Consider the following 23,997-nt stretch of genomic DNA (forward strand, 5'->3'; position numbering starts at 1 on the left):
CAGCCATGGCACTGACAGAGACTATTTTTTAGACGATTCGAAGGTAAAAATAGTAAGTTTAGTCGCTCTAAGCGTCTATTTTTACCAATGAAGCGGCAAAAAAGAGTCCTGTCCCTACGGCTGATGCTAAAATTGCGCCATACTGCGTTGCAAATCTAGCTAAGGCATCTGCATTATCGTCGCTTTGCGCCTTGTCTGGAACAATTTTAGCGATCAGCAGTGCCTATTTGTGAATGTTCAACACGCCCTAACTTATCTAATCTGTATAAGGCTCAACTAAAAGCGTCTACTACTATAAAGTGTGTAAAAGTGATCCACTCTAAAACCCAGGCGAGAGAAGAGCGTTTATAAAGTGAGGTAGTATCCGCGGCTCTAAGATAATAGTCGCAACCACCCCAAAAGCGCCGCCCCACATGTGTGCCATGTGATTGATATTAGAGCCGCCGCGCTTGTTGGCATAAATGCTATACGCCACATAAGCCACAGCAAACAAAATAGCAGGGATAGGGACGATGGCAAACAAATAAATCATATCCCATGGCGCTAATAAAATATAGGCAAACAGCACTGCTGACACCCCGCCCGAAGCTCCTAAGCTCAAATAACTAGCGCTATTCTTATTCTTCAGATAGCTTGGTATCATTGCCACTATGATAGCCAAGATATAAAAAGCGATAAACCCAAAGCCGCCTAAAAAAGGTTGATATAAGCCCTCAATGGCACGCCCAAAAAAGTACAAGGTAAACATGTTAAACAGCAAATGCATGCTATCTGCATGAATGAAACCATGAGTGACAAAACGGTCCCATTGACCATCAGTAATCGCTGGCGGATAAAAAATAAGCCGATTAAATAGGGCTTTATTTTGCCAAGCTAACAAGCTGACAATGACCGTAACGATGATAATAAGAGTGGTATGATTTAGCAAAAGACAATCCTTAGGCAACGCCTGATGGATAAAAATATAAATAAGTGGCAAATAGATGACACTAAAATCAATACCAAAATGGCTCAGCAAAAAACGAATAGAGGCCAAAAATTATGCTTTAATAATGATTGAATAGTAATGACAGGCATCTGCTTGTTCAGGCTGGGCAGCATAAGTTATATCACAAAGTATATAGTCGTCACCATATAAAAAAACTCTTCATTGACTATAAAAGCGCAGTAACGTTTTCTTAAAGTTTTTTATCTTTTCATGTTCGTACTAGCTATCGCTTATGTATACCTCATCTTAAGGTCTTTGACGATAAATCACAATTACCTGTCAGATGAATTTACATAGCTATACAAATTATGTTTTATAAGCGCGGCACATAATAATAGTATTGTGATGACCTAGTAATGTTACCTAATAACGATACCTAGTGGTTCCTAAATTAAACTTCTATCACTCTTTTTTAACCTTAGTAAAGATGACTTTATGACTATTATCGAACAGCTTGAGCAGAGCGTCAGTTTGCCCTTATTAGGAGCAGAGCAAAACATTGCTCATATCAGCTTATTAGAGCAGTTTTATGCACTACTGATTGCGCGTCTGGCTCGACCGCAGGTTTATACCCAGCTGCTACAAGCGACTGAGCTGCCAACTCCAGTAGCCTTGACAACCACTGAGTTATCGACAGCAGATACAGCAGCGAGCTCTTTATTCCATGAGCTATGGCAAGACCCAGACCAGCGCAAGCTTATTATCGACCAATTAGCTGCGACCCATCATCTTGATGAGAGTACCACGATAGCACTGATCACAAGTGCGAGCGTTTTGTCTTACCATGAGCTCAAAATATTAGCTGATGGTCAGTATTTACCGGCGTTTTTGCAGCAGCGGCAGGTAGAGATTCGTCATTATTTGCCAGTTTGGGCAGAGTCAGTATTGCTAGAGGAGAGGGCAGATAGTGACTCTGATTCGATTTTGGATTCTAATTTAGGTTGGAGCTCGGACTCTAACAGCGTTAGTAGTGAGTCAAACTCTGATAAAGTCGCTACTACAACGATAGAATCTAGCAAGCCTGCATCTACAATAGCTGCAACGGCTACAGGAGACCCTAGTGAGGCAAGCAGCGTACCACCGTCTATAGCGATCGATAACAGCGCTCATAGTCATAACATCAGTCAATTTAGGCAGACTCATAAGCGTAATAACAGACGTGATTTATTATGGCGTTTGCTGTTATTAGTCGCTGCGATAGCAGCTTTGGCACTCATATGGGTGTTGGTAATTCAGCCAAATTATATCAGCTCAGCCAGTACAGATGAGTCAATAAGCGTAGAGCCGGACGCGGCAGTTACTGATACAGTTAATGAGACAGTCACTGAACCCGTCGCTGCGCCATTGATGCCAGCCGAGCTACTGATTGCCGTGGATAATAGTGGTCAGCTGTATACTTGTAAGGGTGTCGCTGGCAGTGCGGCGCTACAAGAAGCGCTGAGTCGAGCGCTAGTGAGAAGCTTTGGCGAGCAAGCGAGTATTTGTGAATTACAGCGACAACCAAGTGTCGCAGATAGCCTGACTGCCGTTGATATAGAGCTGCTACCGAGTCTTTTTACCTTGCTAAAGTCGGCGCCATTTGCACGATTACAGCTACAAAACGACATCATCACCATAGAGTCGCCTGATAATCGCTTATCACAGCGTCTGCTCACCGATATGCGCGCTTTAGCACCGAAGGCTAACATCACGACTAATACCGACTTTAACGCGGTAGAGAACCCAGTAACAGCAGGCGAGGAAGGGACATTATTCGCGAATAATGCTGAGTGGCAAAACGAAACGCAGGACAATGATAGCTACAATATTCCATCTGTAGTCAATGACAGTAATAGCTCAAGTAATGATAATACTAACCTTATCCCTGGTGACGCGAACAATAACAATAACACTGTCAGCAGCAACACGAACAAGAACGCAAGCAATAGTACTTATACGGGTATTAATTCTAATCAAAATAATAACTTACCACCCAGACCTATAGCCAATACTCAAGCGATAGATGGCATGTCTGCAGCAGAAGTGGACGACCTGGCTAATAGTATTATCGTCGCTGAGCGCTTAGATAATGAGTCTCGAGTTGAGACAGATATTGGTTCTAACTGATATTGAGGCTTATTTTAATCGTTACAATGTAAAATATTCTGGCCAAATAGTCACCAAAGTTACGCGTCATACTTGAAACATTACTTAATGTATCATTTGTACAACAGCGCATTTATTGTGATATTTAGGCGCCTACTCCTATACTGTCTTTAGTAAAACTAAATAGCCATATCGTCATGTTCTATATCGTTAATCGAACTACTAAGATTAAGAATGTCTAAGATTAAAACATCAACGATGTGCGAAACAGTAATACGATAAATTTTAAGGACAGTTGGCTTAATAGAGATTAGCTCATTAAAGATAAGTCAAATCATATAATTTTTATAAATGAGATCATAATAATTGGAGAGAGCTTCTTATGGATATTATCAGTCATTTAACCCGCACGGTTACTCCTGCAGTACTTGGGGATGACCACAACCCTGCTAAGAGAAACTTATTAGAGCAGTTTTACGCCATCTTTGCCGCGCGTCTAGCGGATAAAGACACTCATGGGCGTTTTGCTAATGAAAACATCGCTCAAGACGATCAAGGCTTTTACGATAGAGTATGGACGGATGGTAGTCACCGTGACCAAATCTCTCGTGAGCTTGCAAGTCAGCATAACGTTGACGCAACAGCGTCTCGTGGCCTAGTCGCTATGGCGGCACCGCTCGCCTTTCATGAAATCAAAAGCTTAGCTGGTAACACGCCTGTACCACAGTTTTTGAATGATAATTTGTCAAATTATCAGCATCATATTCCAGCGTGGGCGGCAGGTGTCGTTCCGGCAGGTATGGTCGCTAGTGCGCCGGCCGGTGAGCGTATCTCTAATACTACAAGTACTGCGCCATTGGTTCGTGAAGAAGAAAAGAGCGGTAGCTTTATGAAAGCGCTACTGCCTATCATAGGTTTGATTATTCTAGGTGCTCTAGCTTGGGCGCTACTCAGAGGGTGTCAAGAAGACCCAGCTCCAGTAGCGACGCCAGTGGCGACTGAAGAGGTGGCAACTGATGAGCAAACCGTTGTAGCCGCTGATATTGAGCCAGCTTCACTAACGTTAGCTACTGGTGAAGCAAACACTCTATATGCTTGCCGCATGAATGTAGGTGACGAAGCGCTACAGACGAATGTTATGAATGCGCTATCTAATACCTTTGGCGCTGAGGCTGACAAGTGCCGCGCTGATGTTGATGATAGCTTTGCCGCTGATATGCCAGCCGCTGCGCAATTGTCTTCGATATTGCCTATTTTCCAAAGCGTACCAGATGCCAATATGGTCATCAAAGGTGAAGAGATTATCGTGAACGCCGCAGATGAAGGGGTACTTGACCAGTTAGTGAATGATCTGCAAGCTGCTGCGCCTGGTATGACAGTGAGCGCCGAAGGTCCGCTAGATCTGCAAGGCGAGATTGATGATAGCTTAGTCGCTACTGATACTGCGATGAATAATCTAGGTGAAAACCCAGATCCAAGAGATGTCGCTCGCGCTTTAAGCTTGCAAGTTATTAACTTTGAGCTTGATAAAGCGATCATCCCTGATGCCAATAAGCCGTATCTTGACCGCGCTGCTCAATTGATTACAAACACACCAGATGTGGAGCTGATGATCATTGGACATACAGATAAACTCGCTTCTAACGCTTACAATATGGAGCTATCACAAGAGCGCGCCAATGCTGTAAAAGAGTACTTAGTCTCTAAAGGCGTAGATGGCAGTAAGCTTATGACTAAAGGTATGGGCGAGACTGACCCTATCGCGACGAACGCTACTGAGCAAGGCCGTTTCCGCAACCGCCGTATCGAATTTAGTGTTTATGATGAGAGTATGGCTACAGATGATAACGCAGTAGTAGCAGGTGATACTCAAGAAATGGATGCTAATATGGACCCAGATTTGAATCCATTAGATGCTAATAATGATGATGTCACAGTAGATGGTGATGATCGTATGTTAGATGCTGATGGTACACTGGCGGATCCAGATCTAAATCCGTTAGATAATAATAATGATGATATCTTACCTGATAGTGATGATCCAAGTCAGGGAACTGATTTAGATCCAACGAATTAATAGATACGTCTTATTTTGATAATAATAAAAGAACCGCCCCTTTAATTAGGAGCGGTTTTTTTTATTTAGAACGGACGGTCTATTAGGCACTCAGCCACAAGGTTATTTATAATCAGTAGGATCTTTTAGATCGCTTAGGTCATCGGAGTGGTCTAAAGTATGGCTATTTTGCACCTGATTACCATCTGAGTTTGCTGTCTGCATATTAAAAAAGGTCTGTATAACACGGTGCCGAGCTTGTTGCCAATGCTCAAACTGCTGACAAGTAGAAGTGAGGTCGCCGCGCCATTCCGGAATTTGGCCACGCATTGTTTTAATACGCTGCTGGTCAGGGTAGGGCAAGTCTTGGGCCGCTTCTGCCGCTTCGTGCGCGGCTACTCGGTCATTACATACCAAAGCAATATCGCAGCCAGCATGGATCGCGGCGTGTACTCGGTCGCTGACATCACCTGCAGCCTGCGCGCCTGCCATCGATAAGTCATCGGAGAATAACACGCCATCGAACTGCAGCTGATCGCGAATGATGTCTTTTAACCAAACCTTAGAAAACCCTGCAGGTTTATTATCCACCTGCGAGAAGATTACATGTGCTGGCATCAACGCATCGAGCCAAGGTAGCGTCTGGGCAAAAGGCTGCATATCATGACCCATAATCTCATCAAGCGCGCGCGTATCGATAGCTTCAGCAACATGTGAATCCGGCGCAACTCCGCCGTGACCTGGGAAGTGCTTACCAGTCGTTGCCATACCGGCTGCGCGCATCCCGCGCATAAACTGAGTCGCTAAAGCCGTGATCACTTGTGGGTCTCTATGAAAGCTGCGATCTCCAATAACCTCACTCACGCCATTTGTATCTAACACAGGGGCAAAGCTCAAATCGATACCGACGGCTAGCACTTCAGCAGCCATCAAGTAGCCACAATCATAGGCACAGCTGAGCGCCTCACTAGGATTTTGATCAAATAATTCGCCCAGCCTTCCCATTGCGGGCAGCGGTGTAAAGCCATCACGCAGCCGTGCGACTCGGCCACCTTCTTGGTCAACACCGATTAAGATATCAGGATTATAATAGCGAATATCATCACATAGCTGCCGTACTTGCGCCGCATCGACGACGTTACGAGCAAACAAAATAATCCCGCCTACCTGAGCTTGTTCAATCAAGCTGACATCATCAGCCGTTAAGGTACTACCGCCAACATCTGTCATTATTACGCCATACATGGTTTGCTCTCCAAATTTGCTCTACAAAATAGTGTTCATCGCTATATCAATCATCCTCAATTATTCTAAGCTCAGTCCTTTCAAGCTTATGCTGAATGTAATGACTACGCTTTTAGGTTGAAGTGATATAGGCTACTTGATATATGAAGCTCTATAGATAAGTGTAAAAGTTAACTGTGAGACCATTATGCCAGTAATTACTCTGCAGTTATAATTTAACCACTCAGTTATTGTCACTACAATGCTTATGAATGAGTGCATAAATATAACAGAAAGTTTGCTCATACAGATTGAGACAGCGCAGGTCAATAAATCGTGATAATATTGATTGATTTTTAATAATAAACTGATAGTGGTGGTCGCTGGGCTGTCAGCTGCTAGTCATTGCAATAGGCGACTCGCTAGCATTGCTGTTCATAGATGGCTATCGAAAAAGTGCTATTCAAAATAGCCATAAAACACCATTATCATAAAGCATCGATACAAAATGGACTGCTCTTTATACTTTCACTATACAGCTCTTCAGATACTCTCTAAGACAACTAGGTAGATATAATGAAAAAACAACCCGCACAATGGTTATTAAGTATTGCTTCAATTGGCGTGGTCGGCGCTATCATGACGCAAAGCTACGGCACCGCAGTGGCAAACACAGATACAGGAAGCTTTGTACAAACCCCTGAGCAAAAAATTACCACTAGGCAAGTAGCCGCTTTGTTAGATCGTAGTCACTATCTGAATCAGCCGCTCGATACTCAGATGGGCAGCGATATCTTAGATATGTATATCGATAGCTTAGACCCAAACCATACGCTATTTTTGCAAGCGGATGTGGATGAGTTTAAGAAAAAATATGCCGATGACTTCGGTAACAGGCTCAAGCGCGGAGATCTATCTGCTGGTGTCGATGTCTTTGAGCGCTACCGCAAACGCTCCAATGAGTATTTTGAGATGGCAAAAAAAATGCTCAAAACAGATATCGATTTGACCAGTGATGAGACGATTATTCTCGACCGTGAAGAGCTGCCTCATTTCACAAGTAAAAAAGCGCAGCGCGATTACTGGGCGCGTCAGCTAAAGTTTCAGCTGATGAGTATTACTTTGGGTCAAGAGAGCGAAAAGGCCAAAGAAAAAGTCTTTTTGGATGATCCTGATATCACTTTGGGTCAAGATCTGGTTCGTGATGATCAGCGCACGCCAAATGAGATTTTACTCAATCGTTTATCCAGACAGCAAGGGCAGATGGAGCGTCTCAAAGATGATGAGATCATGGAGACGATCTTAAATACCGCGATGCTCACTTATGATCCGCATAGCAACTACTATGCGCCAATTCAAGCCAATGAGATGCAAATTCAATCGAGCCTGCAACTAGAAGGTATCGGTGTCTCTATTCGCCCTGATCGCAAAAACCCAAACTATACTCGTATTGTCACACTAGTCGATGGCGGTCCTGCTGCCAAGACAGGACAAATCAAGCCAAACGACTTGATTATCGCTATCGCTAAAGACGGCAAGACCATGACTGATGTGGTCGGTTGGTCCACTCGTGAGATTGTCAGCCTCATTCGCGGCAAGCGCGGTACACCAGTTACCATAAAGCTGCGTCAGCCAAACGCCCCTGATGCCAGCGCTCGCACGGTTACGGTAGTACGCGATATCATCGAACAAGAAGAGTCGGGCGTGAACCATCGCATCGTTGAGGTACCGCACGCAAGTGACGCAGAGGATAGCGATAGCACCTTAAAACGTATTGGTGTGCTAGAGATACCGAGCTTTTATTTAAACTATAGAGCGCGCCGCAATGGCGAGGACTACCGCAGCGTCAGCTTAGATACTGAAAATGCTATCAAGGAGCTTAATAAGCAAAACATCGACGGCTTAGTGATTGACTTACGTAATGATCCAGGCGGCTCTTTAGACGAAGTAGCTAAAATGCTTGGCTTATTTATCAAGAGTGGTCCTTTAGTCCAGATCAGGGATAACCGTGGTAATATTCAAGTCTATCGCGACGATGATGGTGGCAAGCAGCTCTATGATGGCAAGCTAGTCGTGATTACCAACTTAGCTTCCGCCTCAGCTAGTGAAATCTTTGCCGCAGCGATTCAAGATTACGGTCGCGGTTTGGTCGTGGGTAGCACGACGACTGGTAAGGGCTCAGCGCAGATTCAATTAGACAGTCTAGCGTTAGGGTCAGCAACTTTGACTCAGCGTAAGTTTTATCGCATTACCGGCGGTAGTACGCAGAATAAAGGCGTAGTGCCAGATGTAGAGCTTGTCAATATCTACGATGATGCCACCTTTGGTGAGCGCGCGCAAAAGAATGCGCTGCCATGGGATACTATCAAGACCGCTGCTTACAAACCTGAAGGCAAGTTTAGCACTGATATGCTCAAGACCTTAAATCAGCAGTCTAAAATTCGTCAAGAACAAAATCCGCAGTTTGTCTACTTATCTACGCTCAATGACATTCGAGATATGGATGACGAGAAAAAACCTATCGCCTTAGATATTAGTAAGCGCCGCGCCAAAATGAAGCTGATCGAGCAGCGCTCTTTAGAGGCTGAGAATAGAAGACGAATCGCTACAGGCTCTAGCCCTTATGCCAACTGGAACACCTATCAAGCTGCGATGGATGCTAAGTTTGAAGAGCGTAGTAAAATGAAGGAGAGCGAACGTCCAGAGCTGCCAGAAGACGAAGTGTATATCTTTGAAGCGGCGCGTCTCATGCTAGACGCTGAGCCTACTATGATTGCGAGTCCTGCGGAGGAGTTATAAGCTCATCTATAGCATGTAAGCATATGCTTACATGCGTTGACGCTTAGACGTCTTACTTATCATCGTCTAATTTGCGATTATAGTGTCACTGCACAGTTTATTGATACTGTTTATTTACACTAGGGATTGGTGTTATAAGATAGATGGTTTATGAATTGCGTCAGGGATGGACTGCTGATCAAGGAAGATAGGGCTTTAAGCCGCTTTAAGCCTAAGTAGCGATATATCTCGGGATTAGATATGGCGTTATATTAACAAGGATGTTAAGTAATAAAGACCGCATAGTGCTTGTCACTATGCGGTCTTTTTACGTTTAAATAAAAAAACCTTGAATAAGCTCTACAACGAAAAAGAGCCAGTAGCTATTAGACTACTGGCTCTTGCGCTTTATGACTGAGTGATAAAACAACTCAGCGATAAAAATCTGATAGCAGATTAGTGCTCAACGCCGCCTGCACCGTGGACATGGCCGTGGTTTAGCTCGTCTTCGGTCGCTGCGCGTACTTCTTGAATCTCAACATCAAAAGTCAAACGCTTACCCGCTAGAGGGTGGTTAGCATCAACAGTCACTTCTTGATCGTTGACATCAGTTACTGTCACTAGCATGACTTGGCCGCCAGCTTCTGACTGGAACTGCATACCAGGCTGGATATCATCAACGCCTTGGAAGTTATCGCGAGGTACCTTTTGTACTGCTTGCTCTTGGTATTCGCCGTAGCCATCAGCAGGCTCAACCACTGCATTGACTTTTTCGCCAGCAGATTTGCCTTCTAGTTGCTGCTCAAGGCCTGGAATGATGTTGCTATGACCATGAAGATAAGCAAGAGGCTGACCTTCTGGCGACTGATCAAGGATGTTACCTTCATCGTCTTTTAGCGTATAGTTGAATTTGACGGCAGTATCTTTTGCGATAGTAGTCATAAATTATCCTAAATTGAATATCGTTATAAAATTAAATTTGGAGGTAATAAACCTAAAAAGGTCGATCAGCTAAAGAGCCATATCAATAATCAATTATCATCAGTTTATTAAGGTAACTGTTAAATAGAAACTGTTAATTTCACTATTAATTAGAGTAACTGTAGCAGTTAGCCTCTTTAATTGAGATGGTTTTGATAACTTTCAAGGTATAAAACACAAAAAAAGCGGATTTATCGTATATTCATGGGATTTATAGTCTGTACCACTCTCAATTTATACTATTGCTAGCGCCAGCATACGCTTTAGCCGTTGCGTTTTTGTGCAAGGACTTCTACCATAATGATAAATACTATCAAGATAATAAGCAGAGATAATGACCGTGACTACTTTTAATCCCTTCAAAAGCTTGGACAATAATAACACGACTGCAAGTGATCATACCGCTACCATTAGCTACAGTCTAGATTTTGCCCGTTTTAATGAGCACTTAGTCGATGTGACTCTTAACTTTACAGCGACTACGGATTGCCCTGAGCTGTGGCTGCCAGCATGGATTCCGGGTAGTTATTTGATGCGTGAGTTTGCGCGTAATATTACTGCGGTCCATTATGAGATAGTAGCAGCTGAACCAGCTAGCGCTTACCGCGCACAAAAAATAGATAAGCACAGCTGGCAGCTACCGAAGGCAATGACAGGGCAGGCGATAAAAGTACAATATGAAGTCTACTGCTATGACTTGTCCGTACGTACCGCTTATGTCGATCAGCAGCGCCTCTATGGTAATTTTACCTCGCTAGCGCTAGCTGTGACAGGGCAAGAGCACTCTTCTGTACAAGTGAATCTATTAGTACCCGCTACTTTTTTAGCAGATAAAAGTGAGGATGATGTCAAATTAGCTTGTGGTCTCAAAGCGAGCCATTTGCAGCTAGATTATCATCATGGCTACGGTCTGCAGGCAGATGACTATTATCAGCTGATTGATCATCCGTTTGAGATTGCGCTGCAGCAGTCCTTTGATTTTATTATTCAAGACGATGAGCATCAAACCTTGCCGCATAGCTTTTATCTCTCAGGCAGACATAATGCCAATATGGGGCGTTTGCAACATGATGTCACCCAGATTTGTCAGACTTATCTGAACTGGTTAGGGGACGCGCCCTTTAGTGATTATACCTTTATGACATATGCTAGCGGTCAAGATTATGGCGGCCTTGAGCATATTAATTCCACGAGCTTAATTACGCCGCGTAACGATCTGCCAAGTGGTGATGAGCCAGTATTGCCAAGCCCTGATTATCAGCGCTTTTTGGGACTATGTAGCCACGAGTATTTTCATGCGTGGTGGGTGAAGACCGTGCGCCCTGATGTGATGATGGAGGTGGATTTACGCCGCGAAGCTTTCACCCCGCTGCTTTGGGTGTTTGAGGGTTTTACCTCTTATATTGACGATTTTATGCTACAAGCTTCAGGCGTCATCGATAAGCCCAGTTATTTAAAACTATTGGCGGAGCAGATCAACCGCTACTATCAAACCGACGGCCGCGCCAATCAAAGCGTCGCCGAATCGAGCTTCGATGCTTGGATTAAGCTCTATCGTAGCGATGAAAATACCGGTAATGCAGGTATCAGCTACTATAATAAAGGCGCTTTAGTGGCGCTGTGTTTGGATCTAACGCTGCTACAAAGCACCAATGGCCGTTATCGCTTATTCGATGTGATTAAAGCCTTTTATGCGCGGGCTAAGCAAAACGACAAGCAGCGTATCGGTATCAGTAGCGCCGATATGGGAGCAGTGATTAGCGAGTTTATGCCAAAGGCGCAGTGGCAGGATTTTGAGCAGCGCTATATCAATGGAGTGGAAGAGCTGCCTATTGAGTCGCTGCTGCGTGCTAATGGTATCGGCTGGCATGAAAACGAGGTAGAAACGGCGGATAAAAACATCCCTTGGGGTATGCGCTGTAGCGAGACGGCTACGGGGCTAAAAGTGAATCGCGTGCAGCGCGGTAGCATAGCGGCAACGGCTGGTATCTCAGCCAATGATATCATCGTCGCTATTGACGGTATTAAGGCTACCCGTAAGCAATTAGCAGTATTTAGTCCTCTTAACCAACCGGTAAGCTGTCATTTGTTCCGCCGTGACGAGCTTATGACAATGACGGTACTGCCAAAACAAAGCGCCGATACTGCCACTACTGCTACTTCGAGTCAACAAACACAGGGTCAACAAGTGTTTCCGCATAAGATAAGCTTAACGCTAGTCAGTGCCGATAGTGCTGAACAAGAAGCTGACAAGACAGCTTCGGCTTGGCTGGATGTTTTATCGGACTAATCGTTTTTAAGCCTTAATAATGAATAAGACTTTTACCATGAGTAAAAGTCTTATCGTCGATCTGGAGGTTTTTAGCGTTACGGTTTTAGTGTCGCTACGCTAGTAACTCATAGCATTATACATGAGTAGCTAACCGCTGCCTGCTTACCAGTGCTCTTGTTATCTTTACTTGTTATGCTGGCTCGTCGCGTTTAATAGTATCGCCATCTTCTTCTAGCTCTATACTCTCTTCTGCTTCTGCTTCTGCTTCTGCTTCTGCTTCTGGAGATGGTGCGGGAGCATTGTTGGCAAGCCAGTCTTCTAATACTTGTATAATACGCGGCTGATCTCTAGTGATCTGTACCGCCAGTCGGCGCATCTCAACATCAGTACCATATCTCAGCTCTACTTTGGCGAGCTGCAATACGGCTCGCTGATGAGCCAGCATCCCGCGGGCAAAAGCTAAATCGGCGACAACAGACTCGGTACCCATTCTGATGTTGTAGTTCATAGAAGCCACGATATCTGCATAGTCGAGCTGCATAGCTTCAGTATTAGGCTTAGGATTAGGAATATCAGGATGGCTGGCTAGCCACTTATTGCTGATGTCGATCCTTTGCTGCTGAGAGTCGATAATCTCTTGAGCCAGTAGCAAAAGCGCGTTATCTGTTCCATATTTGAGCTGTAGCTGCGCCATATTGACAGCGCCGCGATGCAAAGCGAGTATGCTTTTGGCAAACGCGGTATCTGGATCGTTATAAACCATACCAATGTTGACCTCATTATTCATTCTAGTCAGCGCTTTGGTATAGTCTTCCATCATCGGCGCACTATCGATTACACTCTCATCTGTTTCATCCGCGACTACTGCTTCGTCCGTCTCTGCTTGCGCCGCTGTGTCTTGCGTGACGACAGAGGTGTCAGGAGTATCTGTGGTCTCTGTTGGCATATCGCTAGGGTCAGAGGCCGGCTGACAAGCGCTTAGGGCAAGCCCTACCACAACGCTAATGAGAGAAGCGCTAAAACGCGATGACAGTATCATAGTAGTCCTTAACATAAGCCGGCGGGAACAAACGTAACCACAAAAATGGTAGTTAAATACTAGCAGATTTAGCAGATAAATCTAGAGCGTTTGAGAGAGCTATTTAATATTATTAAAGCGCTTATCGTAGCTTGAGCGATAATGGCTAGTAGCTTAGGTGACAATGGCAATGTACTCAACCAGATCACGGTCTGCTAGTCAGTAATCCCTAACTGCTGACAGCGCTCAGCATTGAGATGAATCCGTACAAACTCGCCGCTCGCAAGCGTCCCTAAGTCAAAACCGGCAACCGACCAGCGGATCAGGCGTAAGCAAGGTAAGCCCACGTGCGCGGTCATTCGCCTGACTTGTCGATTTTTGCCTTCATAAATTGTCAGCATCAGCCAAGAAGTCGGCACGTTTTTACGCTCGCGTATCGGCGGATCGCGTTGCCAAAGCTCAATAGGCAGCTCGTCTTCTGCGACTATTTTTGCTGTTGCAGGCAACGTCATGCCGTCTTTTAGCAAGACGCCGTTCGATAACTCATCAAGCTGCTCTTGGCTTGCAGCCCCTTCAACTTGCACCAGATAAGTTTTACCTTGCTTGTATTTATTCTGATGAAAAGTTTTTTGACTAGGCGGCTGGGTAATGGCTTTATTAACACGGCCATCACGAGTCAAAATAAGTAAGCCCTCTGAAGTGGCATCTAAGCGGCCGGCGACGCGCAATGACTTATCGGTGAAATACTGCGATAGAGTGATATGATTATTATTACTGTCATCACGAAACTGACTTTGAACGCCATAAGGTTTATTAAAGAGCACTAAGCTTGAGGTGGCCATGAGAAGAGCGTTCCTAATTAAAGATCAGAGATAGTCATACTATCAATCTTTGCCATAAAAAACACCTCAACAGTATTATACCATTGAGGTGCGGCTATCATTTGAGCGTTCTATATTGCTCAACTAGCGTTATAGCGACTTGTTAATCACTATTTATAATGAAGCGATAGCTTCGTTAAAGATTTTACTCGGACGCATGGCTGCTTCAGCTAGTTTTTCATCAGCTAAGTAATAGCCTTTGATATCTACAGGTTTGCCTTGCGCTTTATTCATCTCTTCAACAATCGCTTGCTCATTATTTTCAAGCTGCTCAGCTAGAGGTGCAAACTGAGCTTTGAGGTCGGCATCTTGATCTTGCGCTGCAAGCTCCTCAGCCCAGTACTTAGCTAAGTAGAAGTGGCTACCACGGTTATCAAGCTCACCAGTTTTGCGTGATGGCGATTTGTCGTTGATTAGTAGCTTCTCAGTGGCCTTATCTAGTGAGTCTGCAAGGACTTGAGCCTTAGCATTATCATCGCTTTTGGCTAAATGCTCCAAGGATTCGGTCAAGGCCAAGAACTCGCCTAAAGAGTCCCAGCGTAGATGGTTTTCTTCAACCAGCTGCTGCACGTGCTTAGGAGCAGAACCCCCTGCGCCGGTCTCAAACAAGCCGCCGCCTTTCATGAGTGGTACAACTGAGAGCATCTTAGCACTCGTTCCAAGCTCAAGAATAGGGAACAAGTCAGTCAGATAATCGCGTAGGATATTACCAGTGGCTGAGATGGTATCAAGGCCGCGAGCGACACGCTCTAAGGTATAACGCATGGCGCGGACCTGCGACATGATCTCAATATGTAGACCATCGGTATCATGGTCTTTTAGGTACATATTGACCTTTTTGATCAGCTCGTTTTCGTGCGGGCGGTATGGGTCTAACCAGAAGACAACCGGTGTATTTGATTCACGTGCGCGGCGCACGGCAAGCTTAACCCAGTCTTGGATTGGCTCATCTTTGGTCTGACACATGCGCCAAATATCACCCTTCTCAACATACTGCTCCATGAGCACTTCATCAGTTTCTTCGTCAACAATACGAGCGGTACCTGAATCGGCGGCTTCAAAGGTTTTGTCGTGCGAGCCGTACTCTTCTGCTTTTTGCGCCATAAGACCGACGTTAGGAACGGTGCCCATTGTGGTCGGATCAAAATTGCCATGCCATTTGCAGAAATTGATCATTTCTTGGTAGATACGCGCAAAAGTAGATTCAGGCATCACGGCTTTACAATCATACATTTTGCCATCCGCGCCCCACATCTTACCGCCTGAGCGGATCATCGCTGGCATAGACGCGTCAACAATCACATCGCTAGGTGAGTGAAAGTTAGTGATACCTTTATTAGAGTCGACCATCGCCAGACGAGGACGATGCACTTGGCAGGCATGTAAATCGCGCTCAATCTCTTCTTGTAGAGATGTTGGCAGCTCTTTGATTTTTTCGTAAAGTGATGCCATACCGTTATTGACATTGATGCCTAACTCATCGAAAAGCGCGCCGTGTTTTTGAAAAGCGTCTTTATAATACGTTCTGACCGCATGACCGAAGACGATTGGATGCGAGACTTTCATCATTGTTGCTTTGACGTGTAACGAGAATAAGATACCAGCTTCGCGGCAGTCTTCCATTTCACGCTCATAAAACTCAAGCAAAGACTTTTTACTCATAAACATAAGGTCAATGACTTCTTTATCTTGCAAAGCGAGACCTTTTTTGAAGACATGAACCGTACCATCATCAGTAACACGCTCCATACGTACAGTGCGCGCTTTGTCTAAAGTCATCGATTGCTCACCGGCGTAGAAATCACCACCATGCATGTGTGAGACGTGCGTCTGTGACCACTGCTTCCATTCGCCCATCGAGTGCGGGTGTTTACGCGCGTAGTTTTTGACCGCTTTTGGCGCGCGGCGATCGGAGTTACCTTCACGCAGTACAGGGTTGACTGAGCTACCTAAAGCTTTGCCATAGCGGCGGCGAATCTCTTCTTCTTCCTCTGTCTCTGCCTCATCTGGAAAATCAGGTAACGCGTAGCCTTTACCTTGTAGCTCTTTGATAGCGGCTTTTAGCTGACCAACAGAGGCACTGATATTTGGTAGCTTAATGATATTAGCGTTTGGATCTTGCGTGAGACGGCCTAGCTCCGCAAGATTATCAGGAACACGCTGCTCCTCTTCAAGATAGTCAGGAAACTCAGCTAAGATACGCGCAGCAACAGAGATGTCACTCATCTCTACTTCAACGCCTGCGGTTTTGGTAAAGGCTTCAACGATAGGCAAAAATGATAGGGTGGCTAGCGCTGGGGCTTCATCGGTTTTTGTATATATAATTTTTGACATTGTAATCTCTTATTCCTTTTGGTTGTCATTAAGCGTTTGATTCTTATAAAAATAAAAGGTGTTTGCAAATTGAAATAAAGACAGCTGCAAACGGGTAGCGCGGTAAGTGGTTCATTTATCAAAGTGATACTAGTGATAATATGGGTAAGCTAACCATCGAAGGGAGTACTTAAATCTTGTAAATGATAGCCACGAGATAGTTAATAGTCGTCTACGGTAGTTGTTCGTCCCTTTTAAACGTTCCAAAATAAACGTTTGAAGTTTAAACAAAGTTTAAACATAGTCTCGTTTTGAATAGCTTAAGGCTAATTTTAACATTAGCCTGCAAAGAACAACAGCGACACGACTGTTTTTTACCATAATGCGACTAAAATAAAACGTCTTAAGCCCATATCAGCAACTATCTGCGTAAATAGTTGAAAGTATGAGCATCAAGGACTAGGGCTAAGCTCATCGTTATAAGCTTAACCCTATTTTAGCCTTATTGTACCGAAGCGATAGTGTCGTTTAGCAGTTTGCTTGGGCGCATGACATTTTTAGCCTGTTCTTTGTCTAGTAGATAATAACCACCGATATCAACAGCGTGTCCTTGCACCTCATTGAGCTCTTTGACGATGGCGTCTTCATTCTCAGCAAGCGCTTTGGCGAGGGGTGTAAAGGTCTGTTTTAACTCGCTATTGTCATCTTGCGCGGCGAGCTCTTGCGCCCAGTACAGAGCCAAGTAAAAGTGGCTACCACGGTTGTCAAGCTCACCAACTTTGCGTGAGGGCGACTTATTATTCATCAGTAGCTTCTCTGTTGCGCCATCTAGGGTATCGGATAACACCTGAGCTTTATCATTGTCCTCATGAATCGCTAAGTGCTCTAATGATTCCGCCAACGCTAAAAACTCGCCTAATGAATCCCAGCGCAGATGGTTCTCTTCAACCAACTGCTGTACATGCTTAGGCGCTGAACCGCCAGCTCCAGTCTCAAACAGACCGCCGCCATTCATCAGAGGTACGATAGAGAGCATTTTTGCACTGGTGCCTAGCTCCAAAATTGGAAATAGATCGGTAAGATAGTCACGCAGCACGTTACCGGTGACTGAGATGGTATCTTTACCTGCTTTTAGGCGCTCTAAGGTAAAGCGCGTGGCTTCGCGTACCGGCATGATACGAATGTCTAAGCCCTCAGTATCGTGGTCTTTTAGGTAGCGCTCTACTTTTTTGATAAGGGCGGCATGATGCGGGCGTTTTTTATCTAACCAGAATATCGTAGGAACGTTGCTAGCACGGGCGCGCGTAACGGCGAGCTTCACCCAGTCCTGAATCGGTGCGTCTTTAACCTGATTCATCCGCCAGATATCGTCTGTTTCGACTTGGTGCTCAGTGAGTACGTTGCCAGCAGCATCTAATACTTGCACATTACCTGCAGATGGAATCAAAAAGGTCTTGTCATGTGAGCCATATTCTTCCGCCTTTTGCGCCATTAACCCGACATTTGGCACTGAGCCCATCGTTGCTGGATCAAAGGCGCCGTGCTCTTTGCAGAACTTGATGGTCTCATCATAGACACAAGCGTAGCTACTATCAGGAATGACGGCTTTGGTATCGTGCAGCTCATGATCAGCGCCCCACATTTTGCCTGAATTGCGAATCATCGCCGCCATGGAGGCATCGACAATGACATCGCTAGGCACATGTAAGTTGGTGATACCTTTTTCTGAATTCACCATCGCCAGATCAGGGTTGCGCTTATAAATATTGGCAATATCCGCTTCGATAGCTTGACGCTTATCATCCGGTAGCTCTTGTATTTTGGTAAGCAGGTTACTAAAGCCATTATTGACATTGACGTCTAGCGCTTTGAACGTATCGCCATACTTTTTGAATAGATCTTTAAAGTAAACTCTTACTGCTTCACCGAAGATAATAGGGTCGGAGACCTTCATCATGGTGGCTTTTAGATGCAAAGAGAACAGTACCTCTTTGGCTTTTGCGTCCTTAACTTGCTCGTCCAAAAACGCCACTAAAGCGTCATGTCTTAACACTGCTGCATCAATCACCTCGCCTGCGAGTAGCGGCGCTGGCGCTTTTAGCTCAGTGACCTCTCCCTTGTTGCTTGTGAATTCAATGCGATAGTCTGTGGCTTGCTCGACCGTCACCGAGGTCTCGGTATCAGCAAAGTCACCATAATCCATAGTAGCCACGTGCGACTTAGAGTCTGGGCTCCATGCGCCCATAGAGTGCGGATGACGTCGAGCATAAGCTTTGACGGCTTTTGGCGCGCGGCGATCGGAGTTACCTTCGCGCAAAATCGGGTTGACCGCACTGCCTTTTACTTTGTCATAACGAATACGCACGTCTTTTTCTTCGTCCGTTTCTGGATGATCGGGATAATCAGGCAAGGCATAACCTTTGTCTTGTAGCTCTTTGATTGCAGCCTTGAGCTGCGGGATAGAAGCGCTGATATTAGGCAGCTTGATGACGTTAGCGCCGGGCGTTTTGACCAGTTCACGCAGCTCTTGAAAGGCGCTAGGAATGCGCTGCTCTGCGGTCAAAAAGTCGGGAAACAAGGCGATGATGCGTCCGGCCAACGAGATGTCAGCAGTTTCTACGTCGATGCCTGCGGTACTAGCAAAAGCTTTGACAATAGGTAAAAAGGAGAGGGTGGCCAGTGCTGGGGCTTCATCCGTTTTTGTATAAATTAGTTTTGACATTATAGTAGTTATTCCTTTACGTGATTATTTATAATAAGTATTAAGTTTGGCTATGTTATCGCTGATAATAGTAGGTCGCTTTGAGTTGCATTTAGTCTTAAGTTAACAGGGGCTACGTCTGTAAATATATGATTTTTGCGTGACGATTTGGCGGAGGATTTTTCGATTATCATCTTTGATACCTATTTCTATACCTGCCTTGATACTTTTCTTTATACTTACTTTTATATTTAAATAGACAAGCCGCCCAAAACCAGTGTTAGTCAGTAATAAACCATGCATTACATTTACGAAGTATAAATTCAAGACGATGTCAATGTAACAAAATGAACTAGGGATAGTATGATTGCTAATATCTCATATCTCAGAATTATATTAAACTATTAAAAGCCTTATTCTAACAGTCATCCATACTAAAAACATCCTTTTGCCAGCTTAAACATCAGCTGTTTCTGCAGTTTTCAACGAACAACATAGTTCACTCACTGCCAAAGATACATAGAGAATAGCTAGGGCGTGTTGAACATTCGACCATGGCACTGACAGCGACTATTTTTTAGGCGTTTCGATGTTAAAAATAATAAGTTTAGTCATTCTAAGCGCTTATTTTTAACGATGAAGCGGCAAAAAAGAGTCCTGTCCCTGTTGTTGTCGTGAGGGCTGATGCTAAAATTGCCCCATACTGCGTTACAAATCTCGCTAAGGCATCTGCATTATCGTCGCTTTGTGCCTTGTCTGGAACAATTTTAGCGATCAGCAGTGCCTATTTGCGAATGTTCAACACGCCCTAGTAATATTTTGCAAATTGTAACCGCATTTTTAGCAAAGTTTGGTAGGCTAATGGTGACTTTATACAAACAAAGTAGGTGTCATGAATTTAGAGTATGCGTTAGTAGGCGATATGAGTTGGAAGACCCAAGCGGATTGGCAAACGCCTGACACGCCATTTATGTCTTTTACCTTTTGGCAGGCGCTCAGTGATACCGGCGCTATCGGTGAAAAAGCCGGCTGGCTACCGATCTATATCGTGGTTTATGATGGTGATAAGCACCGTCCTGTTGCGGTGATGCCGGTCTTTGTCAAAGGCCATCATCAAGGCGAGTTTGTGTTTGATTACTCTTGGGCGCAGGCTTATGCGCATTACGGTTTGGATTATTATCCGCGTCTAGTGACGAGCGTGCCTTATACACCAATTACGGGTCAACGTCTGTGGCTTGCGGCAAACCAAGGTTTAACACCTGAGATAATACAAACTGCTATCAAAGGGGTAGATGATGTTGCGCAGCAGGTCGGGGCGTCTAGCTGGCATTGCTTATTTGCTGAGTCTCAGCTTGCAACTATAACGGCTTCATCAAGCCAAGAGATTGCAGCCGCTATTGATGAGAGCCGGATAGCCTTAGCTGGCGCAGATGACAGACAAGAGCAGCCACCAGAATCAACACAAACAAGTAAAACGTCCTTACCTGTTTTTGAGCGTCAAGGCTGTCAGTTTTTATGGCAAAATCAAAACTTGCTTGCCGATGCTCAGCCTTTCACTGATTTTGAGAATTTCTTAGCGACGCTAAGAGCGAAAAAGCGCAAAACTATCCGCGCTGAGCGCCGTAAAGTCACTGAGCAAAATATCGTCTGTGCACGCAAATGCGGTAGCGATATTACTGATAGTGACTGGAAGGCGTTTTATCATTGCTATGTAATGACTTATGCGGTGCGCGGTCAGCAGCCTTATCTGACATTAGACTTTTTTATGGCGCTCGCGCAGAGTATGCCTGAGCACTTGATGCTGGCGCTTGCATACGACAGCGACAACGAGATTATCGCTAGTAGTTTGTTTCTCTATGACAGTCCTAATAACGAGCATTCAACGCTGTATGGGCGCTATTGGGGCGCGCTTGCCGATTATGACAGCTTACATTTCGAGCTGTGCTACTATCAAGGCATAGAGTTTGCTATTGAACAAGGTTTGCAGTATTTTGACCCAGGTACGCAAGGCGAGCACAAGCTAGTGCGCGGCTTTATTCCGACCACGACTCACTCCTTACACCGCATTTATGACGAGCGTTTTATTCCGGCGATTAGTAATTTTTGTATGGAAGATAGGCAGCGCATGGCGCAGTATCGTCAGCAAGCGCATCAGGCTCTGCCGTTCAATGCTGATAATATGCCAGTCTTTGATAGTGAGCAATAACTGCCATCCCTTAAACTAGCCTCTATACTTTTTGCCTTTATGCTTTAGTACTGAATACTTTGCTATTGGATACTTGGCTATTGAATACTAAGGTACCGAGTGCTGTTTTTTATATCCGTCATAACCTATAATTTTGTTAACTATGCCCAGTCACTCTTTTAATGCTCATACTTCTTCTACTATATCACCGCCGGCAGCGCTATCTTCTTGGCTTAATGTCGAAGGCTCACTGACTGCTATGCTTGAGGCAAAGTCAGGTCAACCGCTGCGAGTAGAGCGCTGTTTTGAAGGCTATCGGCGACTAAGCTTGACGCAAAAAAAGCAGCTCGGCATATCAGTAAAGCAGTACAACAGACCGATACTGGCTTGGGTACGCGAAGTAGAACTATATGGCGATAGTGACCAGCCTTGGGTATGGGCGCAAAGTATTTTTCCGCTACCGAGTCTGCAAGGCTCAGCCAAGCGCTTGCAACAGCTAAAAGGTACGCCCATCGGTTATGTGCTCTTTAAGCGTCGCCAAACGCTACCCAATCAGCGCTTTATTACGCATACTGAACACGGCTGGCAGCGCCAAACCCGCTATGATTGGTACGGTAGAAAGTTATTAATTAGTGAGACCTTTTTGCCATATTTTTTATCTGGTCTTGATGAGTGCTAGGCGCTGAGTAAACCTCAGCGGTATGGATTTAATAACTGAGAAGATTGAGACCCCACAATGCCTATCAGTTACCTAAATAAGTGACTCATCAAAGCCTGCTACTTGGGCACTTTTTTAGATTTTAAAAAATATCTTATTTACCTAGCGCAAAGTGAGTTTTTGCATTTACCTTATCTGGTTTCATGTTAAACTCAAATCACAGCAAAATTTCAGTAGGATATGACCTGCAAGATGAATGCTGGAATATCGTCATCAAGCATGAGTTTAATTTAGGTGTATCATAAGCCTGCACTCATCGCTTACCCTTCTATTTTTAAACCTTTTTTTTTTATCACTCTTAATAAAAATATGCTATAGGACATAACTATGTTTAAAGATATCTCTATAAAAGAATTTGACCCAAAACTTGCTGAAGCCATGGAAGCTGAAAGCCAGCGTCAAGAGAGCCATATCGAGCTTATCGCTTCAGAGAACTACTGCTCGCAAGCAGTAATGGAAGCACAGGGCTCAGATCTAACCAATAAATATGCTGAAGGCTATCCGGGTAAGCGTTACTATGGCGGCTGTGAGCACGTCGATGTGGTTGAACAGTTGGCTATTGACCGCGCCAAAGAGCTATTTGGCGCAGAGTACGTCAACGTGCAGCCGCATTCAGGCAGCCAAGCCAACTCGGCGGTATTCTTAGCGTTACTGGAAGCGAATGATACGGTGCTCGGCATGAGTCTGGATGCTGGTGGTCACTTGACCCATGGCGCGCATATCAACTTCTCAGGCATCAACTACAACGCCGTACAGTATGGTTTGGTAGAAGAGACAGGCCTGATTGATTATGATGAAGTCGATCGCTTAGCGCGCGAGCATAAGCCCAAGATGATCATCGCAGGTTTTTCTGCCTACTCACAAGTGGTTGATTGGCAGCGCTTCCGCGATATCGCTGATGAAGTCGGCGCTTATTTGTTAGTCGATATGGCACACATCGCAGGCCTTGCTGCTACGGGCGCATATCCAAATCCAGTACCATATGCTGATGTGGTGACTAGTACTACGCATAAAACCTTACGTGGGCCGCGCTCAGGTATCATCATGTCACGCGACGATAAGCTTGCCAAAAAGCTTAATTCTGCGGTCTTCCCAGGCAATCAAGGTGGCCCATTGATGCACGCCATCGCCGGTAAAGCGGTCTGCTTTAAAGAAGCACTCGAAGATAACTTCAAAACTTATCAAGAGCAAGTGGTCAAAAACGCCAAAGCTATGGCAGAAGTAATCATCGATCGCGGCTATGAAATCATCTCTGGCGGTACTGAAAACCATTTAATGCTCATCAGCCTTGTGAAACAAGAGTTGACCGGTAAAGAAGCAGATAAGTGGCTTGGTGAGGCTTTTATTACGGTTAATAAAAACGCCGTACCTAACGATCCAAAATCACCGTTTGTCACCTCTGGTATCCGTATTGGTACGCCAGCCTTGACCACTCGCGGCTTCAATGAAGCAGATGTCAAAGAGGTGGCAAACTGGATTTGTGATGTGTTAGATAGCCGCGGTGATGAGCAAGTGATCAGCGATACGCGCGACAAAGTCAAAGCTATCTGTGCCAAAAAGCCAGTTTATGAGAAAAATCAGTAAGACTTGAAAATTATAAAAAGAACCGCTTGGCTTTGGCTGGGCGGTTTTTTTAGCTCTTTTTCCATCCTGTTATTTGATGCATGGCTCTTTGTAGTCTTATAGATATGTCAGTATCCACAAAATCTATGAACTCTCTTTTAGGGCGTGTTGAACATTCGACCATGGCACTGACAGAGACTATTTTTTAGGCGATTTGCAGATAAAAATGGTAAG

The 23,997-nt window shown here is 44.8% G+C and carries 14 protein-coding genes; 7 read left to right on the top strand and 7 right to left on the bottom strand.

The features are described 5' to 3' along the window. Window positions 1–319 precede the first annotated feature (319 nt). Window positions 320–928, bottom strand: coding sequence for a rhomboid family intramembrane serine protease (locus AAEY83_RS05830; RefSeq protein ID WP_025646443.1), 609 nt, complete (start codon window positions 926–928; stop codon window positions 320–322). 495 nt (window positions 929–1,423) lie between these two features. On the opposite strand from AAEY83_RS05830, the gene AAEY83_RS05835 reads away from it, so the two are divergent. After that, on the top strand, window positions 1,424–3,094 hold the full coding sequence (locus AAEY83_RS05835) for a hypothetical protein (RefSeq protein WP_025646444.1): 1,671 nt from the start codon (window positions 1,424–1,426) through the stop codon (window positions 3,092–3,094). Between the two features lie 361 nt (window positions 3,095–3,455). Further along, on the top strand, window positions 3,456–5,150 hold the full coding sequence (locus AAEY83_RS05840) for an OmpA family protein (RefSeq protein WP_025646445.1): 1,695 nt from the start codon (window positions 3,456–3,458) through the stop codon (window positions 5,148–5,150). Window positions 5,151–5,252: 102 nt separating this feature from the next. Here AAEY83_RS05840 and nagZ read toward each other — a convergent pair whose 3' ends face one another. Next, window positions 5,253–6,374, bottom strand: coding sequence for a beta-N-acetylhexosaminidase (gene nagZ, locus AAEY83_RS05845; protein WP_025646446.1), 1,122 nt, complete (start codon window positions 6,372–6,374; stop codon window positions 5,253–5,255). A gap of 555 nt (window positions 6,375–6,929) precedes the next feature. Between nagZ and AAEY83_RS05850 the strand changes: the two genes are divergently transcribed. Further along, window positions 6,930–9,152 carry a carboxy terminal-processing peptidase gene (locus tag AAEY83_RS05850; RefSeq protein WP_025646447.1) on the top strand — a complete coding sequence of 741 codons (2,223 nt, stop codon included), beginning with the start codon at window positions 6,930–6,932 and terminating at the stop codon, window positions 9,150–9,152. Between the two features lie 435 nt (window positions 9,153–9,587). Here AAEY83_RS05850 and AAEY83_RS05855 read toward each other — a convergent pair whose 3' ends face one another. Continuing rightward, entirely contained in the window at window positions 9,588–10,073 is a 486-nt protein-coding gene (locus AAEY83_RS05855) for an FKBP-type peptidyl-prolyl cis-trans isomerase (RefSeq protein ID WP_025646448.1), read from the bottom strand. Between the two features lie 373 nt (window positions 10,074–10,446). Between AAEY83_RS05855 and AAEY83_RS05860 the strand changes: the two genes are divergently transcribed. Continuing rightward, window positions 10,447–12,402, top strand: coding sequence for a M61 family metallopeptidase (locus AAEY83_RS05860; protein ID WP_156923976.1), 1,956 nt, complete (start codon window positions 10,447–10,449; stop codon window positions 12,400–12,402). Window positions 12,403–12,574: 172 nt separating this feature from the next. Here the strand turns inward: AAEY83_RS05860 and AAEY83_RS05865 are convergent, their stop codons facing one another. The 4 genes from AAEY83_RS05865 to AAEY83_RS05880 form a co-directional block, all read right to left on the bottom strand. Further along, window positions 12,575–13,423: a DUF305 domain-containing protein gene (locus AAEY83_RS05865; RefSeq protein WP_025646450.1), complete on the bottom strand. Its 849-nt coding sequence runs from the start codon at window positions 13,421–13,423 to the stop codon at window positions 12,575–12,577. A gap of 194 nt (window positions 13,424–13,617) precedes the next feature. Further along, on the bottom strand, window positions 13,618–14,244 hold the full coding sequence (locus AAEY83_RS05870) for a pseudouridine synthase (protein WP_025646451.1): 627 nt from the start codon (window positions 14,242–14,244) through the stop codon (window positions 13,618–13,620). A gap of 153 nt (window positions 14,245–14,397) precedes the next feature. Then, the gene (locus AAEY83_RS05875) at window positions 14,398–16,617 is read right to left on the bottom strand and encodes an NADP-dependent isocitrate dehydrogenase (RefSeq protein ID WP_025646452.1); all 2,220 of its coding nucleotides are present in this window, start codon (window positions 16,615–16,617) and stop codon (window positions 14,398–14,400) included. A gap of 481 nt (window positions 16,618–17,098) precedes the next feature. Next, complete coding sequence (locus AAEY83_RS05880; protein WP_025646453.1) at window positions 17,099–19,318, bottom strand: NADP-dependent isocitrate dehydrogenase; 2,220 nt, start codon at window positions 19,316–19,318, stop codon at window positions 17,099–17,101. 871 nt (window positions 19,319–20,189) lie between these two features. Here AAEY83_RS05880 and AAEY83_RS05885 point away from each other — a divergent pair. The 3 genes from AAEY83_RS05885 (at window position 20,190) to glyA (ending at window position 23,784) form a co-directional block, all read left to right on the top strand. Further along, window positions 20,190–21,503 (top strand): GNAT family N-acetyltransferase, encoded by a 1,314-nt coding sequence (locus AAEY83_RS05885; RefSeq protein ID WP_025646454.1) that lies wholly within the window; start codon window positions 20,190–20,192, stop codon window positions 21,501–21,503. Window positions 21,504–21,645: 142 nt separating this feature from the next. Then, window positions 21,646–22,161, top strand: coding sequence for a chorismate--pyruvate lyase family protein (locus AAEY83_RS05890; RefSeq protein WP_025646455.1), 516 nt, complete (start codon window positions 21,646–21,648; stop codon window positions 22,159–22,161). A gap of 366 nt (window positions 22,162–22,527) precedes the next feature. Then, window positions 22,528–23,784 (top strand): serine hydroxymethyltransferase, encoded by a 1,257-nt coding sequence (gene glyA / locus AAEY83_RS05895; protein ID WP_025646456.1) that lies wholly within the window; start codon window positions 22,528–22,530, stop codon window positions 23,782–23,784. Window positions 23,785–23,997 lie beyond the last annotated feature (213 nt).

The sequence above is a fragment of the Psychrobacter sp. TB20-MNA-CIBAN-0197 genome (assembly GCF_040309765.1).
Classification (GTDB): Bacteria; Pseudomonadota; Gammaproteobacteria; order Pseudomonadales; family Moraxellaceae; genus Psychrobacter; species Psychrobacter submarinus.